Annotated in this window: 16 protein-coding genes; 15 read left to right on the forward strand and 1 reads right to left on the reverse strand. The window is 40.7% G+C overall.

The window, feature by feature from the left end; translation table 11 throughout:
• The first annotated feature begins 163 nt into the window (after positions 1-163).
• From cls to DDV21_RS06100, 4 genes are all read left to right on the forward strand, one after another.
• Positions 164-1,714 carry a cardiolipin synthase gene (cls, locus tag DDV21_RS06085; RefSeq protein ID WP_116877148.1) on the forward strand — a complete coding sequence of 517 codons (1,551 nt, stop codon included), beginning with the start codon at positions 164-166 and terminating at the stop codon, positions 1,712-1,714.
• Positions 1,715-2,061: 347 nt separating this feature from the next.
• Positions 2,062-3,138 carry an aspartate-semialdehyde dehydrogenase gene (locus DDV21_RS06090; RefSeq protein WP_116877147.1) on the forward strand — a complete coding sequence of 359 codons (1,077 nt, stop codon included), beginning with the start codon at positions 2,062-2,064 and terminating at the stop codon, positions 3,136-3,138.
• Positions 3,139-3,359: 221 nt separating this feature from the next.
• The gene (gene dapA / locus DDV21_RS06095) at positions 3,360-4,286 is read left to right on the forward strand and encodes a 4-hydroxy-tetrahydrodipicolinate synthase (protein ID WP_116877146.1); all 927 of its coding nucleotides are present in this window, start codon (positions 3,360-3,362) and stop codon (positions 4,284-4,286) included.
• 257 nt (positions 4,287-4,543) lie between these two features.
• Positions 4,544-4,882, forward strand: a complete 339-nt coding sequence (locus DDV21_RS06100) for an ATP cone domain-containing protein (RefSeq protein ID WP_116877145.1) — start codon at positions 4,544-4,546, stop codon at positions 4,880-4,882.
• A gap of 206 nt (positions 4,883-5,088) precedes the next feature.
• Here the strand turns inward: DDV21_RS06100 and DDV21_RS06105 are convergent, their stop codons facing one another.
• Complete coding sequence (locus tag DDV21_RS06105) at positions 5,089-6,375, reverse strand: aminotransferase-like domain-containing protein (RefSeq protein WP_116877144.1); 1,287 nt, start codon at positions 6,373-6,375, stop codon at positions 5,089-5,091.
• 295 nt (positions 6,376-6,670) lie between these two features.
• Here DDV21_RS06105 and ylqF point away from each other — a divergent pair, with 295 nt between their 5' ends.
• The 11 genes from ylqF to topA all read left to right on the forward strand — a co-directional run bounded on the left by ylqF (position 6,671) and on the right by topA (position 18,671).
• Complete coding sequence (gene ylqF / locus DDV21_RS06110) at positions 6,671-7,525, forward strand: ribosome biogenesis GTPase YlqF (protein ID WP_116877143.1); 855 nt, start codon at positions 6,671-6,673, stop codon at positions 7,523-7,525.
• The gene (locus DDV21_RS06115; RefSeq protein WP_116877142.1) at positions 7,512-8,291 is read left to right on the forward strand and encodes a ribonuclease HII; all 780 of its coding nucleotides are present in this window, start codon (positions 7,512-7,514) and stop codon (positions 8,289-8,291) included. The genes ylqF and DDV21_RS06115 overlap by 14 nt, the downstream gene beginning before the upstream one ends.
• Positions 8,288-9,274 carry a YdcF family protein gene (locus DDV21_RS06120; RefSeq protein ID WP_116877141.1) on the forward strand — a complete coding sequence of 329 codons (987 nt, stop codon included), beginning with the start codon at positions 8,288-8,290 and terminating at the stop codon, positions 9,272-9,274. The genes DDV21_RS06115 and DDV21_RS06120 overlap by 4 nt, the downstream gene beginning before the upstream one ends.
• Positions 9,275-9,335: 61 nt before the next feature.
• Complete coding sequence (locus tag DDV21_RS06125; protein WP_116877140.1) at positions 9,336-9,908, forward strand: sugar O-acetyltransferase; 573 nt, start codon at positions 9,336-9,338, stop codon at positions 9,906-9,908.
• Positions 9,905-10,915 (forward strand): ROK family protein, encoded by a 1,011-nt coding sequence (locus DDV21_RS06130; RefSeq protein WP_116877139.1) that lies wholly within the window; start codon positions 9,905-9,907, stop codon positions 10,913-10,915. The genes DDV21_RS06125 and DDV21_RS06130 overlap by 4 nt, the downstream gene beginning before the upstream one ends.
• A gap of 264 nt (positions 10,916-11,179) precedes the next feature.
• Positions 11,180-12,154 (forward strand): ABC transporter permease, encoded by a 975-nt coding sequence (locus DDV21_RS06135; protein WP_116877397.1) that lies wholly within the window; start codon positions 11,180-11,182, stop codon positions 12,152-12,154.
• Entirely contained in the window at positions 12,151-13,122 is a 972-nt protein-coding gene (locus DDV21_RS06140) for an iron chelate uptake ABC transporter family permease subunit (RefSeq protein ID WP_116877138.1), read from the forward strand. The genes DDV21_RS06135 and DDV21_RS06140 overlap by 4 nt, the downstream gene beginning before the upstream one ends.
• The gene (locus DDV21_RS06145; RefSeq protein ID WP_116877137.1) at positions 13,119-13,886 is read left to right on the forward strand and encodes an iron ABC transporter ATP-binding protein; all 768 of its coding nucleotides are present in this window, start codon (positions 13,119-13,121) and stop codon (positions 13,884-13,886) included. The genes DDV21_RS06140 and DDV21_RS06145 overlap by 4 nt, the downstream gene beginning before the upstream one ends.
• 250 nt (positions 13,887-14,136) lie before the next feature.
• Positions 14,137-15,219, forward strand: a complete 1,083-nt coding sequence (locus DDV21_RS06150) for a siderophore ABC transporter substrate-binding protein (RefSeq protein WP_374936022.1) — start codon at positions 14,137-14,139, stop codon at positions 15,217-15,219.
• 393 nt (positions 15,220-15,612) lie between these two features.
• Entirely contained in the window at positions 15,613-16,455 is an 843-nt protein-coding gene (gene dprA / locus DDV21_RS06155) for a DNA-processing protein DprA (RefSeq protein WP_116877135.1), read from the forward strand.
• A 92-nt stretch (positions 16,456-16,547) separates the two neighbouring features.
• A complete protein-coding gene (gene topA, locus DDV21_RS06160) occupies positions 16,548-18,671 on the forward strand; it encodes a type I DNA topoisomerase (RefSeq protein WP_116877134.1) in 2,124 nt (707 codons plus the stop codon).
• Positions 18,672-18,903: the final 232 nt, after the last annotated feature.

The following is an 18,903-nucleotide window of genomic DNA, read 5'->3' on the forward strand; positions in this document are numbered from 1 at the left end:
ATCTTGGGAATTGAACACGGCCTAAACGCTGCGAGAAAAAGACCGCCCTCCCTAGAGTCTTTAGTGACTCAGCGGTCGGTCTCCTATTTTCTCTTTGCGTTCTTAACGGCCTTTGTATCTTAGTGTAGGGGAGGAGATTGTTATTAATAATAAAAATAAGGTGATGCATTTGCTGGATAAAAGCCGGCGCGGTTTTTTGCGCGGTATTTTCAGCCGTTCAACTGTAATTGCCATTTTGCTGATTATTCAAATTTTGTTCTTAAGCGCTTCTTTTGTCTGGCTGGAACAGTACCGTTTTTGGCTGGAATTGCTGGAACGTGCCTTGGCTATTGTGGTGGTTTTATATTTGGTTAACAGTGAAATGGATGCCCTGTCACGTGTTACGTGGCTTATTCTGGTTATGATTTTTCCTTTGTTAGGATCGCTCTTCCTTTTTTATACCAAATTTGACTGGGGCTATCGTGAATTAAAACAAAGAATCAACCATTTAATTAATAACAGCAGTCCTTATCTGCAGGATGATGAAACTATTTTAGCAGATTTAAAGGATATCACTTCGACTACCTATCATCTTGTACAGTATTTTAATAGAAGCAGCGGCAACTTTCCGGTTTACCAAAAAACTGAAGTAACCTACTTTCCGATTGGTGAGGACTTTTTTGCCGAATTAAAGCAGCAGCTCTTAAAAGCAGAAAAATACATTTTCATGGAATTCTTCATTATCGCTGAGGGGATGATGTGGGGAGAAATTCTCTCTATCCTGGAAAAAAAAGTTGAAGAAGGGGTAGAGGTGCGTGTGCTGTACGATGGAATGATTGAATTTTCGACTTTATCTTTTGATTATACAGAAAGATTAGCAAAAATCGGGATTAAAGCAAAGGCTTTTTCTCCTATCTCGCCTTTTATTTCAACCTATTACAATTACCGGGACCACCGGAAAATAGTTGTCATTGACGGTGAGGTAGCTTTTACAGGGGGAATCAATCTTGCGGATGAGTATATCAACCAGATTGATCGTTTTGGACATTGGAAGGATACCGGGCTCATGCTGGAAGGAGAGGCGGTTGACAGCTTTTTAATTATGTTTTTGCAGATGTGGTCGATTACCGAGAAAGAGATGGTTGTCAGCCCTTATCTGGGCAATCACGAGCATCTGCCGGAATCTGACGGCTATGTTATCCCTTATGGTGATTCGCCTATGGATACCGATAAGGTCGGTGAAAATGTCTATATCGATATCCTTAATCACGCTAAGGAATATGTGTACATTATGACCCCCTATTTAATTTTAGACAGTGAGATGGAGCATGCTATCCGTTTTGCTGCTGAACGCGGTGTGGATGTAAAAATTATTATGCCGGGAATCCCCGACAAGCAGATTCCTTATGCACTTGCTAAAACATATTACGGTGCTTTAATGAAATCCGGTGTCAAAATTTATGAGTATACTCCCGGTTTTGTTCATGCTAAAGTATTTGTCAGTGATTCTGCAAAAGCCGTTGTTGGGACAATTAATCTGGATTATCGCAGTCTTTACCATCATTTTGAATGTGCAGCCTATCTGTACAAAGTAAAAGCTATTGCAGATATTTATAAGGATTATTTACAAACTTTGTCCCAGTGTCAGGAAATAACCAAAGAGACACTGGAGGCAAGACCGCCTCTTCAAAAAGTGGTCGGCATGGTTACCAGAGCTATTGCTCCTTTATTATAATTGACAAAGAATGAATAATTTGCTATACTGACTTTATGCGATGAGCCGTTTGTGGCTTTGCCACATATGCGCTAGGGAGGTCATTAACGCAAGGAGCGGACCTTGGTAAGTTGTGTGAACCTGCTTATCACATACTGTAATAAGACAGTATGCCCTTTTCCCTATCTGATGATAGGGATTTTTTGTTATAAATCAGTAGACGCTCCAAATAATCTTAAAAATCTTTTATCCAATATAGGAGCTGCCTTTTCATTTCTTTGAAAAAATAGTATAATTGGTTTATTATAAATTTTTAGAAAATTTCGAAGATAGCTGAAGCAAAACAGCTTATTTTAGGAGGTATTTAAATGGGTTACACTGTTGCAGTTGTGGGCGCTACCGGTGCTGTTGGGACACGTATGATTGAAATGCTTGAGGTATCGTCACTCCCCATTGATAAAATCAGGTTTCTGTCTTCTAAACGCTCGGCGGGAAAGGTGCTCAGTTATAAAGGGCAGCCTATTGAAGTCGAACTTACAACAGAAGAGTCATTTGCGGGTGTTGATATTGCTCTTTTTTCAGCTGGGGGTTCGACTTCTGCAAAGTTTGCACCATATGCAGTGAAAGCAGGAGCGGTTGTTGTTGACAATACATCTTATTTTCGCCAAAATCCCCATGTTCCTTTAGTTGTTCCGGAAGTTAATGCCCATACTTTGAAAGAGCACCAAGGAATTATTGCTTGTCCTAACTGTTCCACTATTCAGATGATGGTGGCGCTTGAACCGATCCGCCGCAAGTGGGGGCTTGAGCGTGTCATTGTTTCAACCTATCAGGCCGTTTCCGGTGCCGGACAGTCTGCTATTGATGAAACTAAGCGGGAATTAAAAGAAGTGCTCAATGACGGCTTAGATCCGAAAGACCTTCAAGCGGATATTCTGCCTGCAGGCGGCGATAAAAAGCATTATCCTATCGCATTCAATGCTTTGGCGCAAATTGATGTGTTTACGGATAATGACTATACCTTTGAAGAAATGAAAATGACTAATGAGACTAAAAAAATCATGGAAGAGCCTGACTTAGCTGTTTCTGCCACTTGTGTCCGCATTCCTGTTCTTTATTCTCATTCCGAATCTGTCTACATTGAAACAAAGGAAAAAGCAGCAATTGAGGATGTAAAAGCTGCTATTGCTGCTTTCCCAGGTGCTGTACTTAAAGATGATGTTGCGCAGCAAATTTATCCTCAGGCTGTCAATGCAGTGGGAAGCTGTGATACCTTTGTCGGCCGTATCCGCAAAGACTTAGATGCGGAGAAGGGTATCCATATGTGGGTAGTTTCTGATAATCTTCTTAAAGGGGCTGCCTGGAATTCTGTTCAGATTGCTGAAACTCTGCATCAGCAAGGGCTTGTTCATCCGACAGAAACTTTAAAGTTTGAATTGCAGTAGTTTTTAAGTTTATTTTATTTGCAAGAAATTATCTTTCCCGCTATTGGCCTTTACTTAAAGCTGCGAGGAAAAGAGATGCAATTATAGGAAGTTTAAGCGGCCTACGAGTGCGGTTGCTCTGTGAGCATAAAACTTCCTAGAAACTAAAGTTTCTGCGTCAGTTTTCCTATTTTTGCTGTGAGCTTGAACGGCCTTTGTATCTTATTGTAAAGGAGATGTTTATGTCAATTGCTGATTTTAAGGATATTAGAATTATCACAGCGCTTGTGACCCCATTTAAAGAAGATGGTTCTATTAATTTTGAAGCTCTTCCCAAGCTGATAGAGCATTTATTGGCGCACCACACAGAAGGGCTTCTGTTGGCCGGGACGACTGCTGAAAGCCCTACGCTCACCCACGATGAAGAGTTGGAATTGTTTGCTGCCGTACAAAAAATTGTTGCCGGCCGAGTTCCTTTGATAGCAGGGGTGGGCACTAATGATACTAGGGATTCAGTTGATTTTGCGAAAGAAGTAGCCGAATTTGGCGGATTTGCTGCCGGTTTGGCGATTGTACCTTATTACAACAAACCGACTCAGGAAGGTCTGTATCAGCATTTCAAAGCTATTGCTGAAGCTAGTGACTTACCTATTATCATTTATAACATTCCCGGCCGGGTTGTTGTAGAGCTGGCTCCTGATACGATGCTCAGACTAGCACAGCACCCTAATATTATTGGAGTTAAGGAATGCACGAATCTTGATAACATGGCTTATCTTATTGAAAATAAGCCCGATGATTTCCTGATTTTTACAGGCGAAGACGGAGAAGCTTTTCACGCAATGAATTTGGGAGCAGATGGGGTTATCAGCGTTGCTTCACATACCAACGGTGATGAGCTGTACGAAATGATTCAGGCTATCATAGACGGTGATATCAAAAAAGCAGCTCAGATTCAGCGGCGTTTCCTGCCAAAAGTCAACGCTCTCTTCTCGGTAGCTAGTCCAGCTCCGGTAAAAGCTGTGCTGAATCATCAAGGATTTAATGTCGGCCCTTTGCGCTTACCGCTTGTAGCTTGTACTCCTGAGGAAGCAAACCGTATTGTCAATGTTGTTCTTGACCGTGCACCCAAGCACTATGTGACTGGCGTTCTGCGGCCGGACTACTAAAAACACAGGAAAGATATCCTGTTTTTTTCTTCTAGTCTTTAGTGCTTAGAATAAAATCCTTGACTTTTTCTGAAAACATTTGCATAATAAAGCTAGACTGTAAGAAGCAGTCTTTGTATCTTAATGAACTGAACACGGCCTAAACGCTGTGAGAAAAAGACCGCCCTCCCTTGAGTCTTTAGTGACTCAGCGGTCGGACGCCTATTTTCTCTTTGCGTTCTTAATATCGGCCTTTGTATCTTAGTAAAGGAGTCATTATGCAGATTATCAAGCGTGACGGGAAGATTGCGGAATTTGATCCGGATAAGATTTATCAAGCTATTATTAAAGCTGCTCAAACAGTTTATGTTATTGATGAAAAGTGGCGTCAGGATTTAGCACAGGTTACTAAAAAAGTTGTTTTGGATCTTGAAGAAGCGCATACTGAACGTCCTACTATCAATATGATTCAGTCGTTAGTTGAAAACCGTTTATTGGATGCTGGCTATATTACTATCGCTGAACACTATATTTCTTACCGCCTCCAGCGTGATTTAGAACGTAATGGCTATGGTGATCATATTATTGTTCATCTGAGATTTGAACAGATAAAGTAACATTGGTTCTGCTGTCAATGGCTGATTGTAAGAAAAAAGTTTGAAAAACGAGCCTTTTATCATGATTACTCCCCTTATAGTGGACAGTGAAAAAACAAAAATTCACTAGAACTATAAGGGGATTTTTCATTGTCTACTTGATAAGGAGCAGTTCATCAAATGATTGACTCGTTTTTTTGTGAAGAAAGATAAGTAATAAGCCTCTTTTAATACAGAAGATCTGGGAACTGAGATAAGCTTTGCAGGTTGTCTTTTAACTGGCCATTCATAATTAATTTTAAATAGTGCTTATCTGGTTCATTTAGATAGCAAGTGTCTAAACACTGGAAATCTCTGTGGTCCTTGAGAAACCGTTGATTTTTCTTTTGCGTGTTTAACTCAAACGCAATTGACCGCGGAGCGAGTTTGTATCGGCAGCCAGCTGGGAAGGATTGTAGGATTTTTTCTGCCTGGTTCATTTGCTGTCTAAAAACTTCCTGTAAATATTTAAGGTTTTTGGCAAACATTCCATTATCTAAGTATAAAGACAGTGCTTTCTGCATAATCAAATTGCTGTCATAATCAATCATTTTTTTATAATCCAAAAAAGCTTGCAGCAGCTGCTTAGGCAATACCAAACTGCCTAAGCGCAGAGCCGGAAAAAGAGAAGCTGAAAACGATTTAAGATAAATGACTTTTTCGGCTGTATCATAATAATGAAGCGGCAAATCACCGGTTTTAGCGAAATCACCCAGATAATCATCTTCAATAATATAAACATCATACTGAGCAGCTAAGTGAACCAGCTTTTCCTTTTCTTGCTTACTGTAACTCAAGCCTAAAGGATTCGAATAGCGTGAAATAGTATAAAAGCATTTGATCGGATACGATTTAAAAAGATACTCCAGCTTTGTTAAATCAAGTCCATCAAAGTTTCGTTCAATCGTTAAAAAAGGGAGCTTCTGACGGCTGATTAGCTCATTCATCCGGTGATAAGTCGGCTGTTCCAGTAAAAAAATACTGTTATCATTAGGAAAAGCCAATTGTGATAAAATGTAAAGCGCCTGCTGGGTTCCTGAAGTCACAACAATATTGCTGATTTTACTGTAAACATCTGTCTTTTCCAAGTGTTTCTGCAGAGAGTCAAGGAGCTCTGCTAACCCTTGTTGGTTATAATAAGTATTAAAAAGATAATTTTCGCGGCCGATTAGACTTTCGTTTATACATCTGCGGAAATCCTCATAAGCCATATTATGATAACCTGATAAGCTTAAATTTATATCTGCCTTATCTGTATGCTGTCTGCCTTCTAAAACATAATAACCGCTTTTAGCAACCGGATAAATCAAATTATGGTATTTTAATTCCAGCAAAGCGCGCTGTACGGTGTCTTTGCTGCAGCGGTAAGTAAGACTGAGACTGCGGATAGATGGGAGCCGGTCCCCTTTTGTTAGCTGGCCTTTTTCAATTTGCTGCTTGATATCGCGGTAGATTTGCTGGTATTTAGTTGTCATCATATTTGTCCTCGGACACTTTAATATAACTTTATTGTAACGCAGCTGCCTGTTTTGAGCAAGACGAGAGTTTTTGTTCCTTTTTAAGGTAAAACATTCAGCTGCGGTATCAGTATCAGGTGCATGCTTTATCAACAATCAAAAAACAAAAAGAGAAGCAATCATGTTATAATAAAAAATAAGTGATATCAGTGCTTGCTAGCTGAAATATTGTGTTTTACTTTTCGGGAGCAGCTGCCCGTACTTTTAGCCAAGCACAGCCTATTAATCTCAAATTCGAAAGGAAACGTTTTATATGGCAACGATTCAATGGTTCCCCGGCCATATGTCAAAAGCGCGGCGGCAGGTACAGGAAAATTTAAAGTTTGTTGATTTTGTTACGGTTTTAGCCGATGCTCGTCTGCCCCTGTCCAGCCAAAACCCCATGCTTAGCAAAATTATAGGAGAGAAACCCAGACTTTTGCTTTTAAATAAAGCTGACTTGGCTGACAGTAGATACACTAAAGAATGGATTGCTTATTTTCAGGAACAGGGAAACCATGTTGTTGCTGTTAATTCGAAAGAACAGGCTGCAGCTCAAAAAGTAACGGCTGCAGCTAATAAGCTGATGGCTGAGAAACTGGCTAAGAAGCATGAACGCGGTGTTGAAAAAGAAAGCCTGCGCACAATGATTATTGGTATCCCCAATGTTGGTAAATCCACATTGATGAACCGTCTGGCTGGCAAAAAAATAGCGACAGTCGGCAATAGACCGGGCGTAACAAAGGGGCAGCAGTGGCTGAGGACCAATAAACATTTAGAAATTTTAGATACTCCCGGTATTCTTTGGCCGAAGTTTGACGATGAACATACAGGTCTTAAGATGGCTTTGACAGGTGCTATTAAGGACAGTCTTCTGCCGATGGATGACGTTACTATTTTTGGGATCAATCATTTTAAAACCTATTATCCAGAGCGTTTGGCCGAGCGTTTTAAGGGAGTTAATTTGGAAGCAGATGCGCCAGAAATAATTATGGATTTGACTCAGAAGCTGGGATTCAGAGACGATTACGACCGTTTCTACGACCTTTTCATCAGAGAGGTTCGCAGCGGAAAACTGGGAACTTATACACTTGATTTTGTTGGAGCAGACGGTTATGGCAACGATTAAAGAAATTACAGAAATGCTGGCAGGAATCAGCAGCTTATCCGATCCGCTATGGCAGGAATTGCAGGCGGACAGTCGGCTAGGGGTTCAAAAGGCCGTCAGGCAGCGGCAAAAAAAGCTTTCAGCTGACTTGGCAGAGGACAGGCGTTTGGAGCAGATGCTGTCTTATGAAAGAGATTTGTACGCTCAAGGCTATCAAGCTGTCGCTGGTATTGATGAAGTAGGGCGCGGTCCTTTAGCCGGACCGCTTGTTGCAGCCTGTGTCATTTTGCCTCCAAATGCTAAAATCAAATACCTTAATGATTCTAAAAAAATTCCAAAAACAAGACATCAGGCGATTTATGAGCGCGTGATGTCCGAAGCGTTATCTGTCGGCCTTGGAGTCATTGATAATAAAATAATAGATGACATTAATATTTATGAGGCAACAAAGCTTGGCATGCTGCAAGCTGTAAAGAATGTGAAAGGACATGTGAGCCTTCCGGATTATTTACTAATTGATGCTATGAATTTGGAAACAGACATTCCGCAGCGGTCTATTATTAAAGGCGACGCCCATTCGCTTTCTATTGCTGCAGCATCTATCGTAGCTAAGGTCACACGCGATCGAATGATGGCGGATTACGACCTTATCTATCCTGGCTATGGCTTTGCCAAAAATGCCGGGTACGGCACCAAAGAACACTTACAAGGGCTCTATGCGTACGGTCTTACCCCGATTCACCGCAAAAGTTTTGAGCCCGTGAAATCCTTAGCGGAGGAAGAATGATTTATCTATTTATCCTTAGTTTGGCTTTATTTTGCAGTATATATATTTGGGAACGGCGGACTATTTGGCTTGGAATTTTATTTTGGCTGACAGTTGCGATCGGATTTTTATCTTTGCTGCCGTATATTAATTATCCAAGTATTTGGTTTTACTTGCTTTTTCTCCCGCTTATTATTGTTTTAGCTATCGGTCCGCTGGGCTTTGCTCTGCTTTGTTTTTATAAAAGTTTTCAGCTGTTGCGCAAGGAAGGGCGCCGCTGGTCTAACTTTTTGTCCTTTTTCCTAGGATTGGGCATTTTATTGCTTATTTTTTCTTATACGTCACCGGATCTCCATCGCTATATTCAGAACAATAGCTGGCTGCTTTTTTCCTTTATAGCATTTATGCTTCTTGCGATTTATGGTATTATACAGCTCATTTTTTTCACGACTGCCAGTATTCTGAATTTCACCTTTGTTTTGGCTAAAAAAGTTGATGCAGTTATTGTTTTAGGAGCCGGTCTGATAGGGGATAAGGTTACCCCGCTTTTAGCCTCTCGGATTAATAAAGGGATTAAGGTCTATCGAAAAAACCCAGGCAGCAAACTGATATTATCCGGCGGGCAGGGAAGTGATGAACTGATCAGTGAAGCAGAAGCGATGTGCCGTTATGCTCTCAGTCAGGGAGTGCCTGAACGAGATATTGTGATGGAGAAGGCGTCCCGCAACACTCGTGAAAACATACGTTTTTCAAAACGTTTTATAGAAGAAGGTGCTTATGCTGCTGTTGTAACCAGTTATTACCATTTATTCAGAGCCTTGACTTTAGCAAGACAAGAAGGTCTCAAATGTATTGGCTATGGTGCAAAAACAAAATTTTATTTCACGCTTAATGCCTTTTTAAGGGAATTTGTTGGATACTGTATACAGACAAAAAAGTGGCAGCTAATAAGTTTTTTAGTGCTGACTTGTCTCTATTGTATTCTTGTTTACTTTTTTGACTGAGTCGACCATACTTTATCGCTGTAAAAAATCACGCGTTTACATCATAAAAAAGGAGAGGTTAATGGTTTCAGAACGGGTAAAAATGCTGAACGGACAGCTATACGATGCCAGTGATAGCGAGCTGTCCGCTCTGAGGGCGGAAGCGCGTGCCAATATAGTTAAATTTCAGAACGAATCTAATCGTGAAAAAAACAGCCGTTTGCTTAAAGAATGGCTGGGAGGGACCGGAGCTAATATTACCATTAATCCAGGTTTTGTCTGTGATTACGGATGTCATATCTATGTAGGCGAAAATTTTTATGCCAATTTTAACTGTACTTTTCTCGATGTTTGTAAAATAACAATTGGTGACAATGCTATGATTGGTCCCAACTGTCAGCTTCTGACGCCCCTTCATCCGATCGAGGCAAAAAAGCGGATCAAAGGTCTTGAGTATGGTGCCCCTATAACTATCGGACATAATGTTTGGCTAGGAGGCGGGGTCACGATTTTACCAGGAGTTACGTTGGGGAATAATGTTGTTGTCGGTGCTGGATCGGTAGTCACAAAATCTTTTGGCAACGATCTTGTTCTGGCGGGCAATCCGGCCAGAATTATTAAACGCCTTGGAAATGAGACAGTAGAAGAAGAATGAAAAGAATTTTAACGATTGATATCGGCGGCAGTTTTATTAAATATGCTTTAATTAACGATAAAGCGAAACTGACACAGGCTGGCAGATGCCCAACTCCTGACAGTATGGACGGCTTTCTGGCGACTTTAGAGCATTTGATCCTTGAGCATCAGCAGCAAATTGCTGGTCTTTGCATAGCCTGTCCAGGACAGATTAACGCTCGGACAGGTTTTATTTACAAAGGCGGACTGATTCCTTATTTAAAATCATTTCCCCTCAAACAGTTTTTAATAGATCAAGCCCATCTGCCTGTCAGTGTTATCAATGACGCTAATGCAGCCGGTTTAGCAGAAGCACGGTACGGTCAGCTTAAACACTGCAAATGCGGTGCGGCTCTCGTCTTGGGAACAGGTGTCGGTCTTGCCTTGGTTTCCAATGGGGAGCTCCTATCACCTAAAAATTTTGAATTGGATGATATTGCGGCTAAAGCTGACAACAAGCAGCAGCTTTCCCTGAAAGACAAGTTTAATCCTGAAGCAATCAGCAGCTTATTCAGTCTTCATCTGAAAGGGTTGGAAAGCCTGTGGGACAATAAAGGATCAGCAGTTCAATTTATCAGAGAAAGCAGCCAGTTCCTCGGTTTGTCTGCAGAAGATGGGCAGGCTGTCTTTCAAGCTCTGACAGATAGGCAGGACAAAGAATTAACAAAACGTTTTGAAGATTACTGCCGCGAGATCGCTTATTTAATTCTCAATTTACAGACCGTTTTTCATTTAGACCGTCTGACTATTGGGGGCGGTATCAGCAGTCAATCCCTTTTGATTGAGGAAGTCAGCCATCAGTACCATCAGCTGCTTGCAGAAGAAACTTCTTGGTCTTCTCTGGCGTCTATACCTATTAAAGCATGTCACTATCACAATGATGCTAATCTAATCGGAGCTTACTGTCATTTCAAAAATCAAATGGCTGAAGAAAGACGGGCCAAATCCCATCCTTTTGGGTTCGGCGGGAAAGAACCATTGCAGTAGTTTCTGCGTGCTGTTTTGAATTTAAATAGCAATAGAGTTTTCACAAAAGAAACATTCTCAGTCCTTTCTGTAAACTATTAACTAGTGATTAAAGCCATTACTCTGCTTCTGTTTAATATTCTTCCTGCCCCTTTGCTATACAGCAAAGAAAGGCAGGTTTTTTATTTTTTAAAAATATTGTATAAATTTTCTGAATTTTATGTTACGATAAAAGGGTATCCGCTCTCGGCGGATACAAAAATAATCTATTTCAAAGGGGATAGTATGAAAAAACTATTGACTGTTCCAGTGCTGGGGACAATTTTAGTCATTCTTTCTCTTTGTTCACTATATATCGGAGTTAAATCCCTTTCCATTTTTGATGGTTGGCATTTAACTGCATCACAATACAATATTCTTCTGTCAAGCCGTATCCCGCGGACAGTCAGTATCATTATATCTGGTTCCGGTCTATCCGTCTGTGGACTTGTCATGCAGCAGCTTACCCGCAATAAGTTTGTCTCGCCGACAACAGCTGGAACTATGGAATGGGCGAAGTTAGGAGTAGTAGTAGCCCTTATTTCTTTCAATACCGCCCCATTGTTTGTTCAGCTTCTCATTGCAGCTGGTCTGGCCGTAATAGGTTCACTTCTTTTTGTTTACCTGCTAAAAATAATCACCTTCAAGCATGAGATTTTTATTCCTTTGATTGGACTTATGTTAGGGCAGATTATCAACAGCCTGACTACTTTTTTGGGAATTGAATTTCAAATCATGCAGTCTATTAACAGTTGGCTGCAGGGGAATTTTGCTATAGTAACCAGTCATCGTTATGAGTTGCTTTTTTTAGCGATTCCTTGCCTTATTTTGATTTTTTTGTATGCCCATTATTTTACTTTAGTGGGGCTTGGAGAAGATCTGGCTCAAAATTTAGGACTTAAGGCTGAGACTGTTACGAATTTGGGGCTGATTTTGGTCTCTTTTATAACAGCGCTTATTGTCACGGTTGTTGGTTCCTTGCCTTTTTTAGGTTTGCTTGTTCCTAATCTTGTCAGTCTTGTTAAAGGAGACCATCTGTCACATATTCTGCCTGCGACAGCTTTGCTGGGGGCTGTTTTAGTAATGGCCTGCGATATTTTGGGCAGACTTCTTATCTATCCTTACGAGATTTCAATCGGACTCATGATGGGCGTGGTCGGCAGCTTATCTTTCCTCTTATTGCTTTTTCATATCAATAGCAAGGAGAGGAGCAAATTATGAGCAGGAAAAATCGGAAACTGCTCTGTGCTCTTATCGGCTGCAGTCTGGTATTGATTTTAATCTTTATGACAGACGGCATTCAAATGGATATAAATGTTTTTTTGCTGCAGTATCTTATTAAAACGCGTTATCAGAAGTTACTGGCTCTTTTGTTAACTGCTCTTTGTATCGCTGTTTCGACTGTGATTTTTCAAACAATCACTGATAACCGGATTTTAACACCAAGTATTATTGGTCTAGATAATCTTTATGTTTTGATACAGACAGTACTGCTTTATAGTCTGGGCGCCCAAAAAATGATGAAAATCTCTGCTACAGGCAATTATTGGCTTTCGTTAGTCTTAATGTTGGGGTTTTCCTATCTGCTTTTTCGGATTTTGTTTCGATATCAGCATTATTCGCTCTATTTTATTTTGTTAATCGGAACTATCTTAAGCACACTTTTTGCTTCTTTGTCATCCTTTTTACAGATGATCATTGATCCCAATGACTATCTGATCTTGCAGTCCAGTCTTTTCGCCAGTTTTAATGCTATAAATACAGATATTTTGCTTTTAGCAAGTCTGCTTGTTTTTTTTGCCCTGCTTATTCACTATCCTTATTTTAAATATTTGGATGTCTTATTGCTTGGCAGAGAAAAAGCTCTTAATTTGGGAATCCCTTACAATCAGGTTGTTGTGCGTCTCTTCCTCCTTGTCAGCCTGCTTGTATCTGTATCTACTTCCTTAGTAGGCCCTATTACTTTTTTAGGGCTCTTGCTTGCTAATCTGGCTTATCAAATGTTTAAAACATATAAACACAGCATCCTTTTGCCAGGAGCTGTTCTATTAGGAACGCTTGCTTTAATTGGCGGTCAGTATTTAGTGCAAAATGTCTTTTCTTTAAATGTTCAGCTGAGTGTCATCCTTAATTTTCTCGGCGGGCTTTATTTCATCATTATCTTATTGAAGGAAGGGAGACGCTTGTGATTAAGATTGAAAATTTGAGCAAACACTATCATAATCACTTAGTCATTGATCATCTGTCCTCTGAGATCGAGAGGGGTAAGATAACTGCTGTTATTGGGCCAAACGGATCAGGGAAAAGCACGCTTCTTTCTCTGATCAGCCGGCTGACTGACAGCAGCGGCGGAACAATTTTCATAGATAGTAAAAACATTTCTGACTTTTCATCATTTGATTTTGCTAAAAAGCTTGCCATTTTAAAACAAAGCAATACTTTAAAGCTTAAAATCAGCACAGAAGATCTTGTTTCTTTTGGACGTTTTCCTTACAGCAAAGGCAGACTGACCTTACAAGATAAAGAAGCTGTTAAACGTATTTTAGATTTTATGGAGCTGTATGACTTAAAAGATGCTTATATAGACCAGCTCAGCGGCGGTCAAGTGCAAAAGGTATTTATTGCAATGACTATGGTGCAGGATACAGACTATCTTTTGCTGGATGAACCGCTTAATAATTTGGATATGAGGCATGCTGTTCAGATTATGCAACTTCTGAGGCGTTACACTGAAGAATATAAAAAAACGATTGTTATTGTGATTCATGATATTAATTTTGCATCATGCTACGCCGATAATATTATCGGCTTAAAACATGGGAAAATACTTGCTCAAGGCAGTGTAGAGAAAGTTTTTAACGAAGAGGTACTCTCAGCCTTGTATGATATGCCGATTCCTATTCAGCAATACCAAGGCGACCGTATCAGTCTTTATTATAAGGCTTCGCTCTAATAACTCCGGCCAGCACAGATAGTTATCTATTTGGAGTTTAAAACTGCTTGAAGAGACTTTGGAGAAACTGAACACAGCCTAAATGCTACGGGAGTACCGCAGGGCAGTAAATGTTGTCAGTGTTATGTACGAAATGCAGCAGCCTGCCTGATGGCATCTTGCGGTGCATCATCGAAATCGAAGATTTCGATGACGCACCGCCTTTCCCGTTGTGTTGTTCATGGCCTTTGTGTCTTGTGAAAGGAGTTTTATGATGAAATTAAATAAACCTGTATTGTTCGCTGGCTTTCTGCTTGTTCTTGCATTTTTGGCTTTGCCGTCTGTTTTTGCGGCAGACAAGACTGTAAAAATTAAGAATGATTATACAATATCATCGGACAGCGGCCGCGGTAATCGCGGGCAAAATTCTGATTCAGGCAATCAAAATAGGTCCGGTCAAAGAGAAGAGGCCGGCGAAGAGCAGCAGGTCTCAGAAACAGTTGAGGTTCCGGTGAACCCCAAAAAAGTTCTCGTCTTTGATATGGGTGCCCTAGATACTATTACCGCCCTCGGCAAAGAAGACAGTGTTGCCGGGCTTCCTAAGGCACAAAATGCAACAGATAAACTTAGTGAAGATATGCAGAAAATCTACAATGATGATAAGTATCAGGATATCGGTACGTTGTTTGAACCTAATTTTGAAACAATTGCCAGCATTCAGCCTGATGTCATTTTCTTAGGTGCCCGTATGGCTAATTCAGATAATATTGAGCAGCTAAAAGAAGCAGCACCGGATGCTGTTCTTGTCTATGCTTCGACAGACTCTGAAAAAGGTTTCACTGAAGCGGTTAAAGAGCGGGTAACCATGTTTGGTAAAATTTACAATCAGGCTAAAAAAGCAAAAAAATACAATAAAAAAATTACAAAAGCGATGAATAATTTGCAAAAGATGATTAAAGACAAGGATGCCCCTTCAGCTTTATTTGTCATGGCTAACAGCGGTGAGCTTCTGTCGCAATCACCTGACGGACGCTTTGGCTGGCTTTTCTCAGAAGCAGGCCTGACAGCAGTGAACAATGAGGAAGAAGCCAGCCCCCATGGTTCACAAGTGTCTTATGAATACTTATCAGAAAAAAATCCCTATTATCTTTTTGTGCTTGACCGCGGGGCTACAATCGGTCAGGGAGCTTCGGCAGAGGAACTTCTGAACAATGATGTACTGAAGGATACCGATGCCATAAAAAACAACCGTGTCCTCCAAGTAAACGGTCAGGACTGGTATATTAACTCAGGCGGTGTCCGAGTAACACTGCGCATGATCAAAGAAGTGCAGGATTTTGTCGACAGTCACTGATCTTTGTAAGTTTTAATCAAATAGAACAGTGTACAAGAAAGAGTGTGGGATAACAATCGGTCAATTGTCATAAAATGATGCTTTCGATTTTGTTGTCCCGCCTCTGCATAGTTGATTAGGGAGGGCGTTATCCCTTGCGTAATAAGGGATAAGAACTTCGAATCAACCACTGCGCCAAATTCATAAGTTAAAAAAGGGTAACGAGGCAGGAACAAGAGTTCTGCCTCGTTACCCTTTTATCCACTTTTTAAACTGCCCCCCTTTGGCCGCATCTTCAATTTGACCTCTGCAGCATAGGGGGGTACTGAGCGGAAAACTATAGCGCTGCGGTTTTATTTATTCACAGGCGAAATATTATTTTTTTACGAATATTAAGGCAGTGAGGTTATCTTTATGAACAATTTTGAATTATTTAAACTTAAAAAAGCGGGACTCAGCAATCTTAATATCCTCAATATCCTGTCTTATCAAGAACAGGTGAAAAAGTCTTTATCCGTACGTGATATGGCTGTAGTGTCACAATGCAAAAATCCTGTTTTGTTTATTGAAGCTTACAAAAATTTAAACAGCAAAAAACTGCGCCAGGATTTTAATCGCTTTTCATCCATTTCAATACTGGATAAAATCTATCCTCCAGCCTTAAAAACGATCTATAATCCTCCAGTCTTGCTCTATTATTCCGGAAATCTGGATTTACTGGCCAAGCCTAAATTAGCAGCAGTGGGAGGACGTTTGGCATCTGAAACAGGAACAAGAGCGATTCAAAAAATTATTAAAGAACTCAGCAACCATTTTGTCATTGTCAGCGGTTTAGCTCGCGGTATTGATACAAGCGCTCATTTGGCCAGTTTAAGGAACGGCGGGACAACAATCGCGGTAATCGGAACCGGTTTGGATATCTCCTATCCTGAAGAAAATCATCAGCTGCAAACCTATATCAGCAGGCACCATCTGGTTTTGACAGAATACGAACCCGGTTCTCCGCCTCTGAAATTTCATTTTCCTGAACGGAACCGCATTATTGCCGGACTGGTGCAGGGAGTAATTGTGGCTGAAGCTAAAAAAAGGTCAGGCAGTTTAATTACCTGCGAAAGAGCTCTGGAAGAAGGCCGGGATGTTTTTGCTGTTCCAGGAAACATTTTAGATGGAAAATCAGATGGCTGTCTCCATTTGATTCAAGAGGGGGCAAAGTGTATTACAAGTGGGTTTGACATCATTTCTGAATATCAGCTGTAATCGCCTTTTTCCTATAGAAAAAAGTTTTTTATTGACAGTTATTAAAAAATGGGATATTATGCTATAAGTTTATCTAGTTAGAAAGTGATCTTATGGCAACAGTACAAGCAAAAACAAGTCCAAAAACGGCAGCTAAAAAGAAACGGAAAACAGCTGCAAAAAATTTAGTGATTGTCGAATCACCGGCCAAGGCCAAAACAATTGAGAAATACCTTGGACGCAACTACAAGGTTGTGGCTTCGGTCGGCCATATCAGAGATTTGAAAAAATCAAGCATGTCCATCGATTTTGAAAATAACTATGAACCTCAGTATATCAATATCCGCGGCAAAGGAGAGCTTATCAATTCTCTGAAAAAAGAAGCCAAGAACGCTAAGAAAGTTTTTTTGGCCAGCGACCCGGACCGAGAAGGAGAAGCGATTTCTTGGCATTTGGCTCATATTTTAAATCTGGATGCCAGCGATAAAAACCGTGTTGTTTTTAATGAGATAACTAAAGATGCCGTTAAAAATGCCTTTGTGGAACCTCGGGAAATCGATATGGATTTAGTGGATTCACAGCAGGCACGCCGGGTTCTCGACCGCATTGTTGGCTACTCTATTTCGCCTCTTTTGTGGAAAAAAGTGAAAAAAGGTCTGTCAGCAGGCCGAGTTCAGTCTGTAGCTTTAAAACTGATTATCGACCGTGAGAATGAAATCAAGGCCTTTAAACCAGAAGAGTACTGGACAATTGACGGTGCTTTTAAAAAAGGGACACGCAAGTTTCAAGCTTCTTTTTATGGCTTGGATGGTAAAAAAGTCAAGCTTTACAATAATGATCAAGTCAAAGAAGTTCTGGCACGGATTCAGAGCGATGATTTTCAAGTAGATACTGTGGAGAAAAAAGAGCGCCGCCGAAAAGCACCTCTTCCTTATACAACATCGTCTCTTCAGCAGGATGCAGCTAATAAGATTAATTTCCGAACACGCAAAACAATGATGGTAGCTCAGCAATTGTACGAAGGTATCAGTCTGGGGTCCGGCGGACAGCAGGGGTTGATTACCTATATGCGTACAGACTCGACCCGCATCAGTCCTGTTGCGCAAAACGACGCTGCTCTTTTCATTACCGAGCGTTTCGGCCAGAAGTATTCCCGTCACGGGAGCCGTATCAGAAATGCTTCGGGGGCTCAGGACGCTCACGAAGCAATCAGACCGTCCAATGTCAACCATACTCCTGAATCAATTGCCAAATATCTTGATAAAGATCAGCTGAAACTCTACACCTTGATTTGGAACCGTTTTGTAGCCAGTCAAATGACCGGAGCTGTTTTTGATACGATGAAAGTTAAACTTTCGCAAAACGGTGTGATTTTTGTCGCTAATGGCAGCCAGGTAAAATTTGATGGTTATTTGGCGGTTTACAATGATTCAGATAAAAATAAAATGTTACCTGAGATGGCGGAAGGAGATACTGTCAAGAAAGTCAATACTCAGCCTGAACAGCACTTCACTCAGCCTCCGGCACGTTATTCAGAAGCCAGCTTAATTAAAACGCTGGAAGAAAACGGTGTTGGCCGTCCTTCAACCTATGCTCCTACCTTGGAAACTATCCAAAAACGCTATTATGTTAAATTAGTTGCTAAACGTTTTGAACCAACCGAGCTGGGAGAAATTGTTAATCGCTTGATTATCGAGTTTTTCCCCGATATTGTTGATGTTAAGTTCACAGCTGAAATGGAAAATAAACTGGATCAGGTTGAAATAGGCAAAGAACAATGGCAGAAGGTTATTGATGACTTTTATAAACCTTTTGCCAAAGAGTTGGAAGAAGCAGAAGAAGGCATCGAAAAAATTCAAATTAAAGATGAACCTGCCGGATTTGACTGCGATGTCTGCGGACATCCGATGGTGATCAAGCTGGGCCGCTATGGCAAATTTTATGCCTGCAGCAATTTTCCAGAATGCCGTAACACTAAAGCGATTACTAAAGAAATCGGTGTCACTTGTCCGCTCTGCGGCCAAGGTCAGGTTATCGAGCGAAAAACAAAACGGAACCGTATTTTTTACGGCTGTGACCGCTATCCTGACTGCGACTTTACATCATGGGACCGGCCGATTAACAGGAAATGTCCGAAATCCGGCGACTTTCTTGTCGAGAAAAAGGTTCGCGGCGGAGGCAAGCAGGTTGTCTGCAGCAATGAAAACTGCGATTATAAAGAAGAGAAAATCAAATAATTTCAGCAAAAATTATTTTCCTGATAGGGCACTGTCTCAAGTTCAGACAATGCCTTATCAGCTTTTTTAGTTTTACTGTCCAATGAAATCAAAATTAAGAGGTGTGAGAATATTGGGGACAGAAGGGATTCGAATGTTCTATTACTGTCATTTTCAAAGATTATTTTGGGAAGTCTTAACTTTGAGAAACGGCATAATTAAGGTATAATAGTCACAGATAAAATTTAGGAGA

This window comes from Streptococcus chenjunshii (assembly GCF_003086355.1).
GTDB classification, from domain to species: Bacteria; Bacillota; Bacilli; order Lactobacillales; family Streptococcaceae; genus Streptococcus; species Streptococcus chenjunshii.